The following is a 13,863-nucleotide window of genomic DNA, read 5'->3' as shown; positions in this document are numbered from 1 at the left end:
AAGCCAATACCCCCTAACATGCCTATGACGGTTGCTAAATCCACTTATTGCTCCTCACACTCTGACACTCTCTTTCACATTGGCAACGCGGCTGACGATGATATTCATAACCGGTCATTCATTGGCGACAGCATAACCCTGTAGGTATTCTATCGGCCACCAAGGAGAATTCTATAATCAATTTACAGGATTACCAGTGATTATGAATATCAATAGGTATCATCAATAAAACCATACACATAGTCAGTCCCTTATAACAAACTAGCCTGATAAAGCAATTGACCCAACGCATCCGCTCGGTTAATGTGCGCGAAGATTGTTAAAATAACTATTAGGTCGACATCGTGAGTAAAGAAAAAGCGCCAGCGGCGCCGTCCTTTGAGGATGCCTTAGCAGAACTCGAAACTATAGTAAACGAAATGGAATCGGGTGACTTACCTTTAAATGTGGCTTTAGAAAAATTCGAAAAAGGCATTACCTTATCCAGGCTCAGCCAGCAAGCATTAGTGCAAGCGGAACAAAAAGTTAGCATCCTATTAAATGAAAAAGGCGAAGATACCCTTGCCGATTTTCAGGACAACACCTCCGGCGAGTAATCTTCATTCTGTTGCATTTACGCTCGTCCAATTCGCAACTACAGGTAGCTTAATGACAAATCTCGATGCCTTACGTCAGACGGTGAAAAAAGAGACTGACGAAGGTTTGCTCCATTGTGTAAAACAACTGCCCAATCACGCCCCTGAACTTCGCGCGGCAATGGAATACGCCCTGATTGCAGGCGGAAAGCGTATGCGCCCCCTGCTCGTACACCTTATTGGCAATGCCTTAGACATCCCGAAAAAAGATCAGCAAGCCATTAGCATGGCCATTGAATGTATACATGCTTACTCCCTTACCCATGATGATCTCCCCGCGATGGATGATGACGATTTACGCCGTGGATTGCCTACATGCCATATCAAATTCAATGAGGCGACAGCAATTTTAGCCGGTGACGCGTTACAAACGCTGGCTTTTTCCATACTCGCCGATGCCCCCATGAGTGAATTTGCCCATACCAAACGGGCATCCTTAGTGAGCTTGCTGGCAAGGGCTTCCGGCTACCAGGGCATGTGTGGCGGACAAGCAATGGATTTGGCCTCCACCGGTAAAACCATCAATATTGATGAATTAACGCTTTTACACTCATTAAAAACCGGCGCACTCCTGAAAACTTGCGCAGAAATGGTTACACTAGTGGCAGAATCGTTGTCGGTAGAGCATCGACAGGCATTTATTCGTTATGCCGGTTTCATCGGTCTCGCATTTCAGATTCAGGATGACATTCTCGATGTGGAAGGAGACGCCAGTACCATCGGCAAACCGCAAGGTTCTGATGTTGAACTGGGCAAAAATACCTTTCCTGCTCTATTGGGAATGGATCAAGCTAAGGAAGTATTAACGCAACTTCACCACGATGCGCTTCAAGCTTTACAGGGGCTACCATACAATACCGAATCATTAGCGGCATTTGCGAACCTAATGGTCAAGCGTACCTCCTGATTTTTTCACACTACATAAGAAAATGAAAAAAGAACAATGAGTTTAGACTTAACGCACTATCCTACGCTGGCACAGGCCCAGACGCCGGATGCTCTGCGACAATTAGAGCAAGATAAGTTAAAAGATCTCGCCGATGAATTACGGCAATATTTATTAACGTCAGTGAGTCAGACCAGTGGGCACTTTGCTTCCGGCTTAGGCACGGTTGAACTGACTGTGGCGCTGCACTACGTATACAACACCCCCTTTGACCGACTTCTTTGGGATGTGGGTCACCAGGCGTATCCCCACAAGATCCTCACCGGTCGAGCTGAGAAAATGTCCACCATCAGGCAAAAAAATGGCCTGCATCCTTTCCCTTGGCCACCTGAAAGCGAGTTTGACACCTTCGCAGTAGGACACTCATCCACCTCTATTAGCGCGGCATTAGGTATGGCCGTAGCGGCAGAAAAAGAAGCCAAGAATAGAAAAGTGGTTGCCGTGATTGGTGATGGCGCGATGACAGCGGGCATGGCCTTTGAAGCGCTTAACCACGCTGGCGACATTAAAAAAGATATGGTGGTGGTGCTCAATGATAACGAAATGTCGATTTCAGAAAATGTGGGCGCGTTAAACAGCCACCTAGCTCGCCTGCTCACCGGTAACTTCTTCAATAAGATTCGCGATGGCGGTAAAAAATTACTGAGTAATGTGCCGCCGATCAAAGAGTTCGCCAGCCGCGCCGAAGAGCATATTAAAGGCATGGTCGTTCCCGGCACCATCTTTGAAGAACTGGGATTTAAGTATATTGGCCCTATTGATGGGCACGACGTAAACGTAATGGTAGATACTTTACGTAACATGCGTCAATTCTCCGGCCCTCATATTTTGCATGTGGTCACCCGAAAAGGAAAAGGGTATCCCCAAGCAGAAGAAGATCCCATTAAATTTCATGCAGTGCCCAAATTTGATCCCAAAGGCGATGCCCTGCCCAAAGCCAAGGCCAGTGCGCCAACGTTTTCTGCCATCTTTGGACAGTGGTTATGTGATATGGCCGCCGAAGATCCTAAACTCATGGCCATTACGCCGGCCATGCGTGAAGGCTCTGGCATGGTAAAATTCTCTCAGCAATTCCCAGAACAATATTTTGATGTGGCCATTGCCGAACAACATGCGGTGACCTTTGCGGGCGGGCTTGCCAAAGAAGGCTATAACGCCGTTGTCGCCATATATTCAACCTTTCTGCAGCGGGCTTACGACCAACTTATTCATGATGTGGCGTTACAAAATCTGCCCGTATTGTTCGCCATTGACAGAGCGGGCATTGTGGGTGCCGATGGTCCAACCCATCAAGGCGCCTTCGACATTGCCTTTTTACGCTGTATTCCCAATATGATCATTATGACCCCCGGCGACGAAGAAGAATGCAGACGCATGCTGTTTACCGGCCATAAAGCGGCGAGTCCGGCGGCAGTAAGATACCCCAGAGGCGCGGGAAAAGGGTTAAAAACCGCTGTTGAAATGAAACCCATCCCATTAGGACGGTCTCGTACCCTACGCGAAGGTAAGAAACGGGCCATACTCAATTTTGGTACCTTGTTACCTTTCGCAGAAGAAGCGGCAGAGCAGTTAGATCTTACCTTAGTGGATATGCGTTTTGTCAAACCGCTAGATACCGACATCATCCATAAGCTCGCCGAAACCCACGATGGGTTCATCACCCTGGAAGATGGCTGTATAAAAGGCGGGGCGGGCTCTGCGGTCACCGAGTATTTGCAGTCGGCTAAGATATTAATGCATACATTACAAATCGGCTTACCGGATAATTTTGTAGCCCAAGGAACGCAAGAGGAAATGTATCGGGAACTAGGCCTTGATGGCGCAGGCATTGTCAGTCAGATAAACACCTATTTCGATAACTAATGTTCATACGCCAGTGCGACACACTGGCGTCATCTTCCTAGCTTAAAATGCAGCTAATGCCCAAAGCACAACATGCAACGACGCGCACGCCATCACACCTGCCAGTATATCATCAAGCATAATCCCGGTACCGCCGTGGAGGGTCTTATCCACCGGCCCAATCGGCCAAGGCTTAAGAATGTCGAAAAAACGAAACAGAACAAATCCTAGCCCAACGCTGACAACAGAAAGGGGCGCAAAAAGAAAGGTAATAAAAATACCCGCCACTTCATCCCAAACAATGGATCCGTGATCATGCACGCCCATGTCATCGGCGGTTTTGCCACAAAAGTATACCCCCACGACGCTGACCAATAAGGTAATGGCGATGTAGGCGCTGTCGCCCAATAGCGCCACAAGCAATACAAGGGGAATCGCAACAAGGGAACCGAAAGTGCCGGGCATAAATGGAATTAACCCAGCACCACCACCTAAGGCACAAAAATGGACTGGATTTTTCATTGAAACCCGCTTGCGGTATTCAGGCTGCATCAGAATTCGTGCTCGTAACCCACTGCGCTTTCCAGCAAGTATTCTTTATCGTAAAGTTTTAAATCCACCTTACCGCTATGGCCGGTTACTTGCCCAATGCACGTCGCTTTGACACCAGTACTGGCCAGGGAGGTTTCAAGGTTGCCACGCTGTTCTTCATTGACAGTGAAGATCAGTTCGTAATCATCTCCGGCAGTAAGCGCGTAGCGGTATGCATCTTGAGCACCCATACAGTTAAACAGTTGAGATGAGATAGGTAATCGGTCAACATGAATGGTCGCACCACATCCCGATGCATGCAAAATGTGGGATAAATCGGCTAACAAACCATCAGAAACATCAATACATGATGATGCGGTTCTTCGTAATGCCGTGCCTACCGCTACCCGTGGGGTAGGATACAAATGCCGTTTGACCAGATAATCCCGATCGGCATCCTTGGCCTCACATTCCCCTTTTAATAAGGCTAATCCTGCCCCTGCATCACCGGTTGTTCCTGTAACATAAATCCAGTCACCGGGTTTTGCAGTACTGCGTTTTAGCGCGGTATCAGGGGGAATAAAACCCTGCGCGGTTATGGTCATTGCCAGCGGACCTCTTACCGTATCTCCGCCAATGAGTTGAACCGCGTAATAGCGAGTTAACTCATAGAGGCCACTTGCAAATTCTTCCAGCCAGCCTTCATCTACGTGGGACATGGATAAGGATAAAGATATCCACGCCGGTTCAGCACCCATTGCCGCAAGATCACTGAGGTTAACCGCCACGGCTTTATAGGCCACTGAACGGGCAGGCGCATCTTCAAGAAAATGAACACCTGACACCAATGTATCTGTGGTAATGGCCAGTTGTTGATTTACCGGCATGGCAGTGATGGCGCAATCATCGCCAATGCCAACCAGTACGTCTTTACGTTGATGACCACCATCTTTGAAATAGCGGCCGATAAGATCAAATTCTTTCACGTTTTACCGTTTAGTTCACTTAAATGTAGCGACGAAAAAAGCGTTCACAAGACAGCTTAACGTTCGTTCTGACGTAGTGTTTTTACCGCTTTATCAAGGGCGCCGTTAATAAACTTGTGGCTTTCTTCTGCGCCAAAAGATTTCGCCAGCTCAATAGATTCATTAATGATTACCCGAAAAGGGACATCCATTCGCTCAGTCAGCTCAAAGGTGGCGATGCGCAAAATGGCTTTTTCTATGGGATCAAGCTCTTCTGGTAAGCGTCCAAGATAAGGTTTTATCTTAACATCCAGCGTTTCTACCTGTTCGGCAACACCGCGAAGCAGCGCTTGGAAATACACCATGTCGACTTTCTGCATGTCGTTGCTGGTTGCAAGAGTAAGCTCTACTTGCTCAATGTCGTTCTTGCTCATTTGCCAGGAGTAAATTCCCTGCAAAGCAAGTTCTCTTGCTTTATGTCTTGCTGATACTTTCACGTTTGCCTCCGATCAAAGATCGTTAAGTGAAGCAACAACATTCACCATTTCAAGTGCACCGAGGGCTGCTTCTGCACCTTTATTTCCGGCTTTTGTACCTGAGCGCTCAATGGCCTGCTCAATAGAATCCGTGGTTATCACACCAAACGAAACCGGAATACCAAACTCCAAAGAAACCTGCGCCAAGCCTTTGTTACATTCACCTGCAACAAAATCAAAATGCGGCGTTCCGCCTCGAATAACGGCCCCTAACGCGATAATGGCATCAAATTTACCTTTTTCTGCCACTTTTTTTGCCGCCACAGGTAATTCATAAGCACCTGGTACGCGAACCAAAGTAATATCAGTTTCGCTGACTTCTCCGTGACGTTCCAAGGTATCGAGGGCACCTTCAAGTAAACTCTCAACAACAAAACTGTTAAACCGCGATACAACGATGGCGAATTTTTTGCCCGTTGCCCGAATATTACCTTCAATTACCTGCATGCTTGCTTACCCCAATGAAAAAACGGCGCGCAGTATAGCATAACCGCGCGTAAACGGTATCGAATGTTATTACGACCAAAGTCGCCCTTAAGATACCACCTTACTGATGAATATATTCTACTACTTCCAACCCAAAACCCGATAACGCATGATACTTCACTGGCTTGCTTAACAAACGCATGCGTTTAACCCCTAGTGTGGCCAGAATTTGACTGCCTACACCCACGGTACGAGACGATCCAGACCAGGTCTTCCCTTCGGGCTGTTCACCCCGATCTTCGGCGGCGAAGCGACGCACCTGACCGGCGATGTCTTCCTCTTTGCCCAGAACCACCAGCACGCCACCATCCTCAGCAATACGCTGCATCCCTTGTGATAAGGTCATGGTGCGATTAATCGCCCGTGTCGAGCCCAACAAGTCACTAAGGGTATTGTGTAAATGTACTCGCACCAGGGTGGGTTCGGAGGCACTAATCTCACCTTTTTTCAAGGCATAATGTAGTTGGTTATCAATTACATCTCTAAAGGTATGTAACTCGAATTCACCATACTCTGTAGGCAAAACGCACTGGCCAACTTTTTCGATGGTGGTTTCGTTTAAATTTCTGTATTCAATTAAATCGGCAATAGTACCAATTTTTATATTGTGTTTTTTTGCAAAACGCTCCAGTTCCGGTCTTCGGGCCATGGAGCCATCTTCATTCAGAACTTCTACAATGACAGCGGCAGGTTCAGCACCTGCTAAACGCGCAAGATCCACGCTTGCTTCCGTATGACCTGCACGATTTAATACGCCTCCCTCTTTCGCAATCAGAGGAAAAATATGACCTGGCTGAACAATGTCTGACGCAACGGCATCCGGTGCCACAGCAGCAAGTATGGTTGTTGCCCGATCGGCGGCAGAAATACCGGTGGTTACTCCTTTAGCCGCTTCAATGGAAACCGTGAAATTGGTTGAGAACTGCGCCCCATTGTTATCCACCATCAGTGGCAAGTTTAATCGCTGACATCGCTCTTGTGTCATAGGAAGGCAAACTAAACCGCGGGCATGGGTGACCATAAAATTAATGGCTTCTGGCGTCACAAACTGTGCCGCCATGATGATATCACCTTCGTTTTCCCGATCTTCATCATCCATCAGAATAACCATTTTACCCTGACGAATATCCTCTATTAACTCTGCTGTGGTATTAAATGCCATAATTTCACTTTTGTAGGGTTATCTTTTAAGAAAGCCGTTTTCAGCAAGAAAAGCCATACTGATGTCGGTTTTCGTATTATTGTTAGCTGCTTTGTCACCCAGCATTAATCGTTCTAAATAACGGGCGACGACGTCAACTTCAAGGTTTACCAAGGTACCGGCTTTATAGTGACCGATAACCGTTTCCTGCAAGGTATGCGGAATGATCCAAAGCATAAATTGCCGACCTTGCACATCGTTAACGGTAAGACTGACGCCATCTACCGTAATACTGCCCTTATGGGCGATATACTTAGCCAATTCAGTGGGGGCAGAAATCCAGATTTCAATATAATCCGAGTGCTTAACAATGTTTACTACCTCACCCACACCATCCACATGTCCCGAAACAATGTGTCCTCCGAATCGGTCTGTGGGGCGCATAGCCTTCTCAAGATTAACGACACTACCGGTTTTATAATGAGCAAAACCGGTATAACGCAGGGTTTCCGCTGACACATCGGCACAATAAAAATCATCGCCAATATCAGTGACCGTCAAACAGACGCCATTGGTGGCGATACTGTCGCCTAACGCTACATCGGACATATCAAGTTTTTCAGACGACACCGTTAATCGGATATCTTCACCCCGGTGTACCATTGACTTAATTTTGCCTAATGCCTGAATAATCCCCGTAAACATGTTTTGCCTCTTAATTTGTGTTGTTACCCACTCGGTACGTCATCTTTATATCTGGGCCAATTTGGCGAAGATCCGTTAATTGCAGCGCTGGCGTGTCACTCAAACGGGTAAATTCATCGAAAATGAGCATACTCTGGGCTTTATCGCCCAGCAATTTCGGCGCCTGATAAACAATAAGCTCATCCACCTCATCGGCTCGAAAAAGCGCCCCCGCCAGACCTGGACCGGCTTCTACCCAAAGATCGTTTATCTGCCGTTCACCCAGTAAGGTCATCACCTCAGAAAGGTTCACCCGTTCACCTTGTAGAGAAACCGCAGCGGTTCTTTCGGTGTCAGGTCCCCTGCCCTGAGCGCATACTTTTAATGTTTTATGGCCGTCGGTAAACAGCGATAAGTTGGAATCTAACTGATTTTTGCTGTCGATAACCACCCGTAACGGCTGTCGAATAGTCGCCAGCGGATAAGCGGGCAACTTAGCTTCATTTTCGCGCACAAGCAAACTTGGATTGTCGGCCCGTGCTGTGCCGCTGCCGGTGAGAATGGCGCAACTGCGGGCCCGATGACGTTGCACATCTCGTCTCGCTGCGGCACTGGTGATCCACTGACTCTGGCCGTTAGCAAGGGCAATTTTACCGTCTAAGCTAATCCCCAGTTTTACCGTTACCCAGGGTTTTCCGGTGAGCATCCGTTTCACAAAGCCTCGGTTTAAGGCCATTGCTTGCTGTTCAAGCACGCCACTGACAACGGTCACGCCAGCTTCCCGCAATAACGTTAGCCCGCGGCCACTCACTTGGGGGTTAGGATCGGTCATTGCCACCACAACACGGGCAATCCCCGCTGTTATGAGGGCCTCTGCGCAAGGTGGGGTGCGTCCGTAATGACTACAGGGTTCGAGGGTGACATAGGCAGTTCCCCCTTTTGCGCTGCTACCGGCTTCTCGCAATGCGTGAACTTCCGCATGGGGACTGCCGGCTTGAACATGAAAACCTTGACCCACTTTTTTATGATTTGCATCGGTAATAACACACCCCACCCGTGGATTCGGGGTGGTGGTATATTCGCCATTTTTGGCAAGCCGTAGTGCTTCAGCCATCCATTGATAATCTAATGCGGTCGGGAAATCTTGCGTTGCAGCCATGACGTTTTAGTCTCCTAGGCGGGCTATTTCCTCACCAAATTCTTTTATATCTTCAAACGAACGATAAACGGAAGCAAACCGCACATAGGCCACTTTATCCAATTCTTTTAAGGCATTCATAATAAGATTCCCTAAAAATTCGCTGGAAACTTCTCGTTCACCAGTAGCCCGTAGTTCAGACTTTAAGGACAGGATCACTTCTTCCACCCGTTCGGTACTCACTGGCCGTTTTTCCAATGCCCGTTGAAGCCCTGCCCGTAATTTATCCTCGTTAAACGGCTCCCGTGAGCCATCTCGTTTAATAACCCGAGGCATAACCAACTCTGCACTTTCAAACGTGGTAAAACGTTCATGGCAAACCATACATTCACGTCGTCGTCGAACCTGATGCCCTTCAGCGACAAGTCGTGAATCAATAACTTTGGTTTCTTGTTCAGAGCAAAATGGACAAAACATAACAGGCCTTTTAACTAACAAAGCCGTCAGGCAGGTTTACCCTGCGCTAACGGCATTAAGCAGTTTATACAATGTAGGGTAGTTTAACCGTAAACAGGGAACGACTCACACAAAGTAACCACTTCTTTTTGTACCCGTTCAACGACACTCTCATCACCCATATTATCGAGTATATCGCAAATCCATGTAGCAACTTGTTTCGCCTGCTCTTCTTTAAAGCCACGGCGGGTAATCGCAGGGCTACCAATACGCAAACCACTGGTAACAAAAGGTGAACGGGGATCTTTAGGTACCGAGTTTTTGTTCACGGTTATATTCGCTCTGCCTAGCGCCGCATCCGCATCTTTACCGGTAATATCCTTATCGATAAGATCCAGCAAAAACAGGTGATTTTCTGTGCCACCGGAAACCACGTTATAACCACGACTCAACACCACATCAACCATTGCTTGGGCGTTTTTCACCACCTGCTGTTGATAGATTTTAAAATCATCTTGTAATGCTTCTTTAAAGGCGACGGCTTTCGCTGCAATAACATGACACAAAGGTCCACCCTGATTGCCTGGGAAGACAGAGCTATTGAGCTTTTTGTAGATAGTTTCATCGCCGCACGATGACAAGATAAGTCCACCACGAGGACCCGCTAAGGTTTTATGTGTAGTGGTAGTCACCACGTGTGCGTAAGGCAACGGGCTAGGATAAACACCGGCGGCGATAAGGCCCGCTACGTGTGCCATATCAACTAAAAGGTATGCACCCACATTATCGGCGATTTCACGGAATTTCGCCCAATCAACCACTTTGGAATAAGCAGAAAAACCACCAATGATCATTTTAGGTTTGTGCTCAAGTGCTAAAGCTTCGACTTGTGCATAATCAATTTCGCCGGTGTTCTCATCAAGTCCGTATTGAACCGCATGATAAGTTTTACCCGAAAAGTTCACGTGAGAACCGTGAGTAAGATGTCCACCTTCCGACAGGCTCATACCCAATACGGTATCACCGGCATCAATCAGCGCCATGAATGCGGCAGCATTGGCCTGCGATCCAGAATGCGGTTGTACATTGGCATAATCAGCATCAAACAAGGCTTTGGCACGATCAATGGCCAGTTGTTCAACCACATCAACATGCTCACAGCCGCCGTAATAACGCTTGCCCGGATAACCTTCGGCGTACTTATTGGTTAATTGTGAGCCTTGGGCCTCCATAACGCGGGGGCTACAATAGTTTTCGGATGCAATCAGTTCAATATGATGTTCCTGACGCACATTTTCGTTGGCCATAGCCGTGGCCAGTTCTGGATCAAAGTCGGCAATCGTCATTTCGCGAGGTAACATGGAGGCTCCTTTCACTGCATTGAGGGATAGCTGTAATAAAAACGCATATTCTAGTCATTTTAGACCACATGTATACTGGTTTATTGGTAATCCTTAGTGATCGGAGGTGGGCATGGCAACAAACTGAATGCCCCATCAAGCCACATGCGACATTCATCTGTTAGCACTTTGGGTTATAACAAAGATAAAACTAACGTTTTTCCAACGCTTTTACGCGACTGAATAGGTCATCAATTTGTTTGGTACGAATGGTCACTTTGCGCCATTCACGATTTGTCATCGCCGGCTGACCAGAGGAGTAAACCCCAGGTTCAGTAATATCTTGGGCAATCATGGTATACCCGGTGACCTGTACATTGTCACAGATGCTAATATGTCCATTAACACCACAACCCCCGCCGATGACAACATACTTACCGATATGGCAACTTCCGGCGATCCCCGTGGCACCGCAAATACAGGCATGATCACCAATAATACAGTTGTGCCCTACTTGCACCTGATTATCAATAATCACATTTTTTCCCACTATGGTATCGTCTAGGGCTCCTCGATCAATGGTACTTGATGCACCGATTTGGCTATCGTCACCAATTTGTACGCTACCGGTTTGTGGAATAGGTAGCCAGGTTCCTTTGTCGTTTGCGTAACCGAAGCCCGCAGCGCCAATGACAGTTTGGCTATGAATGGTGACCCGTTTACCAATAATCACATCATGATAAACAGTGACATGGGCGAAAAGTGTGGATCCTTCGCCGATTTGTGTTCCCTTTCCGATTACCGTGTTTGCGCAGATTGTCACATTATCGCCTAACACCACGTTATCTTCGATGACCACATTATCGCCAATGGACACATCACTGCCTATGACTGCCGACGAGGCAATAATTGCCGTCTCGGCAATGCCCAGTGCTGGCTTAGGGGTGGTATCAAATAATTGTGCCACTTGGGCAAACGCCACATGAGGATTATCATGTATTAAACCGGATACCGGACAAGCGTCCGCCAATTTTTCATTAAGAATTACCGCACCGGCCTCGGTGGAAAGCAATTGTTTTTTGTATTTAATATTGGTTAAAAAGGAAACTTGGTGGCTTTTTGCTCCCGCCAGTGTACCCACACCACTGAGTTTGATTTCGCCATTACCCAGTACAGTACCGCCGGTGTGCTCTGCAAGTTCCTGCAAGGTATAAACACGTTTTGAATGCGTTGTCATCGTATCGCCTTGTCGTCATAGTCATCTTAAACACAATGCTACTGGAAAATTCTTCTTACGTCCCTATTCCCAACGTCAAAATCTGCTTTCATCGCACACAAGTGATGAATTTTAACTCAATTAGACAAAAGCCAGCTCACTACACTGGTCAGTCGCCGCCTAAAGCGAGTACAATATGGCCATTATTCCTTAGCATCAGGACACAACGAAAAGTATGTCACAATATGTTTATTCAATGCATCGGGTGGGCAAAATTGTTCCACCTAATCGTCATATACTCAAAGACATTTCACTGAGCTTTTTTCCCGGCGCGAAAATTGGGGTACTTGGTCTCAACGGTGCAGGTAAATCCACCCTGTTACGTATCATGGCTGGCGTTGATACCGAAATAGAAGGGGAAGCCAGACCGCAACCTGGATTAAAAATCGGCTATTTGCCCCAAGAGCCAAAGCTGGACGAATCAAAAGATGTCCGGGGCAATATTGAAGAAGCCGTCGCTGACGTCAAACATGCGCTAACCCGTTTAGATGAAGTTTACGCGGCCTACGCAGAAGCCGATGCCGACTTCGATGCATTAGCCAAAGAACAAGGTGAATTGGAAGCGATTATTCAAGCCAAAGATGGCCACAATCTGGAAAACACCTTGGAACGTGCCGCCGATGCCCTGCGCCTTCCACCTTGGGATGCGGACGTTTCAAAACTGTCTGGTGGTGAGCGACGCCGGGTAGCCTTGTGCCGCTTGTTACTGGAAAAGCCAGAAATGCTGCTCCTTGACGAACCCACTAACCACTTGGACGCGGAATCCGTTGCTTGGCTTGAACGCTTCTTACACGATTATGAAGGCACTGTGGTTGCCATTACCCACGATAGATACTTCCTTGATAATGTGGCCGGCTGGATCTTAGAGCTCGACCGGGGTCATGGAATTCCTTGGGAAGGCAACTATTCGTCTTGGTTGGAGCAAAAAGAGAAACGTCTTGAACAAGAAGAGCGTGCGGAAAACGCCCGGGTAAAATCCATGAAACAGGAACTTGAATGGGTACGCTCAAATCCTAAAGGCCGTCAGGCAAAATCAAAAGCCCGGATGACCCGCTTTGAAGAGATGGCCACGTCGGATTATCAAAAACGTAATGAAACCAATGAGCTCTTTATTCCGCCCGGTGAACGGTTAGGTGAGAAAGTGCTGGAGATCAGCAATCTGAAAAAGTCTTACGGAGACCGGGTGCTCATTGAAGATTTGTCGTTTTCTGTTCCCAAAGGGGCCATTGTGGGGATCATTGGTCCAAACGGTGCAGGTAAATCGACTCTGTTTCGTCTGTTATCCGGAAAAGAACAACCCGATAGCGGGACTATCGATATTGGTGAAACCGTGCAAATGGCCAGCGTTGAACAGTTTCGTGACCATATGAATGAAAACAATACTGTGTGGAAAGAAATTTCTAACGATCAGGACATCATTCGAATTGGCAACTTTGAAATTAACAGCCGCGCTTATTGCAGCCGATTTAATTTTAAAGGCACTGACCAACAAAAATTCATTAAGGATTTGTCCGGTGGTGAGCGTAACCGTGTGCATCTGGCAAAACTGCTCAAGGCCGGCGGTAACATGCTCTTACTCGATGAACCCACCAATGATCTTGATGTGGAAACCTTACGGGCCCTAGAAAATGCCCTGCTCGAGTTCCCCGGCTGCGCCATGGTGATTTCCCATGACCGTTGGTTCCTTGACCGGGTTGCTACCCATATACTGGATTATCGCGACGAAGGTAAGGTGAATTTCTTTGAAGGAAATTACACCGAATACTCCAGTTGGCTGAAGGCCACATTTGGTCATGATGTGATTGAACCTCACCGGTTAAAATACAAAAAAATGGCAAAATAACATGCCTCAAAGCCCCGCAATATCGCGGGGCTTTTTTTATGTAT

The 13,863-nt window shown here is 47.3% G+C and carries 14 protein-coding genes; 4 read left to right on the top strand and 10 right to left on the bottom strand.

Annotated features, from left to right (window positions below; translation table 11 throughout):
• Positions 1-344 precede the first annotated feature (344 nt).
• Genes xseB through dxs form a run of 3 tightly spaced genes read left to right on the top strand, consistent with a single transcriptional unit; the run spans position 345 to position 3,444 of the window.
• Complete coding sequence (gene xseB / locus V5298_RS16570) at positions 345-596, top strand: exodeoxyribonuclease VII small subunit (protein ID WP_332932545.1); 252 nt, start codon at positions 345-347, stop codon at positions 594-596.
• A 52-nt stretch (positions 597-648) separates the two neighbouring features.
• Positions 649-1,542 (top strand): (2E,6E)-farnesyl diphosphate synthase, encoded by an 894-nt coding sequence (gene ispA / locus V5298_RS16565; protein WP_332932544.1) that lies wholly within the window; start codon positions 649-651, stop codon positions 1,540-1,542.
• Positions 1,543-1,578: 36 nt separating this feature from the next.
• The gene (gene dxs / locus V5298_RS16560) at positions 1,579-3,444 is read left to right on the top strand and encodes a 1-deoxy-D-xylulose-5-phosphate synthase (RefSeq protein WP_332932543.1); all 1,866 of its coding nucleotides are present in this window, start codon (positions 1,579-1,581) and stop codon (positions 3,442-3,444) included.
• Positions 3,445-3,486: 42 nt separating this feature from the next.
• Here dxs and V5298_RS16555 read toward each other — a convergent pair whose 3' ends face one another.
• The 10 genes from V5298_RS16555 to lpxD all read right to left on the bottom strand — a co-directional run bounded on the left by V5298_RS16555 (position 3,487) and on the right by lpxD (position 11,937).
• The gene (locus V5298_RS16555) at positions 3,487-3,975 is read right to left on the bottom strand and encodes a phosphatidylglycerophosphatase A family protein (protein ID WP_332932542.1); all 489 of its coding nucleotides are present in this window, start codon (positions 3,973-3,975) and stop codon (positions 3,487-3,489) included.
• On the bottom strand, positions 3,975-4,940 hold the full coding sequence (gene thiL, locus V5298_RS16550) for a thiamine-phosphate kinase (protein WP_332932541.1): 966 nt from the start codon (positions 4,938-4,940) through the stop codon (positions 3,975-3,977). Before thiL ends, V5298_RS16555 begins: the two co-directional genes overlap by 1 nt.
• Positions 4,941-4,996: 56 nt before the next feature.
• Complete coding sequence (nusB, locus tag V5298_RS16545; protein ID WP_332932540.1) at positions 4,997-5,416, bottom strand: transcription antitermination factor NusB; 420 nt, start codon at positions 5,414-5,416, stop codon at positions 4,997-4,999.
• Positions 5,417-5,428: 12 nt separating this feature from the next.
• A complete protein-coding gene (ribE, locus tag V5298_RS16540; RefSeq protein WP_216030031.1) occupies positions 5,429-5,902 on the bottom strand; it encodes a 6,7-dimethyl-8-ribityllumazine synthase in 474 nt (157 codons plus the stop codon).
• Between the two features lie 100 nt (positions 5,903-6,002).
• The gene (gene ribBA, locus V5298_RS16535; protein ID WP_332932539.1) at positions 6,003-7,103 is read right to left on the bottom strand and encodes a bifunctional 3,4-dihydroxy-2-butanone-4-phosphate synthase/GTP cyclohydrolase II; all 1,101 of its coding nucleotides are present in this window, start codon (positions 7,101-7,103) and stop codon (positions 6,003-6,005) included.
• Between the two features lie 18 nt (positions 7,104-7,121).
• Positions 7,122-7,787 carry a riboflavin synthase gene (locus V5298_RS16530; protein ID WP_332932538.1) on the bottom strand — a complete coding sequence of 222 codons (666 nt, stop codon included), beginning with the start codon at positions 7,785-7,787 and terminating at the stop codon, positions 7,122-7,124.
• A gap of 10 nt (positions 7,788-7,797) precedes the next feature.
• Positions 7,798-8,925, bottom strand: a complete 1,128-nt coding sequence (gene ribD / locus V5298_RS16525) for a bifunctional diaminohydroxyphosphoribosylaminopyrimidine deaminase/5-amino-6-(5-phosphoribosylamino)uracil reductase RibD (RefSeq protein ID WP_332932537.1) — start codon at positions 8,923-8,925, stop codon at positions 7,798-7,800.
• 6 nt (positions 8,926-8,931) lie between these two features.
• Positions 8,932-9,381, bottom strand: a complete 450-nt coding sequence (nrdR, locus tag V5298_RS16520) for a transcriptional regulator NrdR (RefSeq protein WP_332932536.1) — start codon at positions 9,379-9,381, stop codon at positions 8,932-8,934.
• 83 nt (positions 9,382-9,464) lie between these two features.
• Positions 9,465-10,721 (bottom strand): serine hydroxymethyltransferase, encoded by a 1,257-nt coding sequence (gene glyA, locus V5298_RS16515; RefSeq protein ID WP_332932535.1) that lies wholly within the window; start codon positions 10,719-10,721, stop codon positions 9,465-9,467.
• Between the two features lie 190 nt (positions 10,722-10,911).
• The gene (lpxD, locus tag V5298_RS16510; protein ID WP_332932534.1) at positions 10,912-11,937 is read right to left on the bottom strand and encodes a UDP-3-O-(3-hydroxymyristoyl)glucosamine N-acyltransferase; all 1,026 of its coding nucleotides are present in this window, start codon (positions 11,935-11,937) and stop codon (positions 10,912-10,914) included.
• 214 nt (positions 11,938-12,151) lie between these two features.
• On the opposite strand from lpxD, the gene ettA reads away from it, so the two are divergent.
• Positions 12,152-13,819 carry an energy-dependent translational throttle protein EttA gene (gene ettA / locus V5298_RS16505; protein WP_332932533.1) on the top strand — a complete coding sequence of 556 codons (1,668 nt, stop codon included), beginning with the start codon at positions 12,152-12,154 and terminating at the stop codon, positions 13,817-13,819.
• Positions 13,820-13,863 lie beyond the last annotated feature (44 nt).

Source organism: Alteromonas sp. 14N.309.X.WAT.G.H12 (assembly GCF_036697315.1).
GTDB lineage: Bacteria > Pseudomonadota > Gammaproteobacteria > Enterobacterales > Alteromonadaceae > Alteromonas.
The sequence above is the reverse complement of the archived record's forward strand: the minus strand, read 5'-3'. Positions and strand labels throughout refer to the sequence as shown.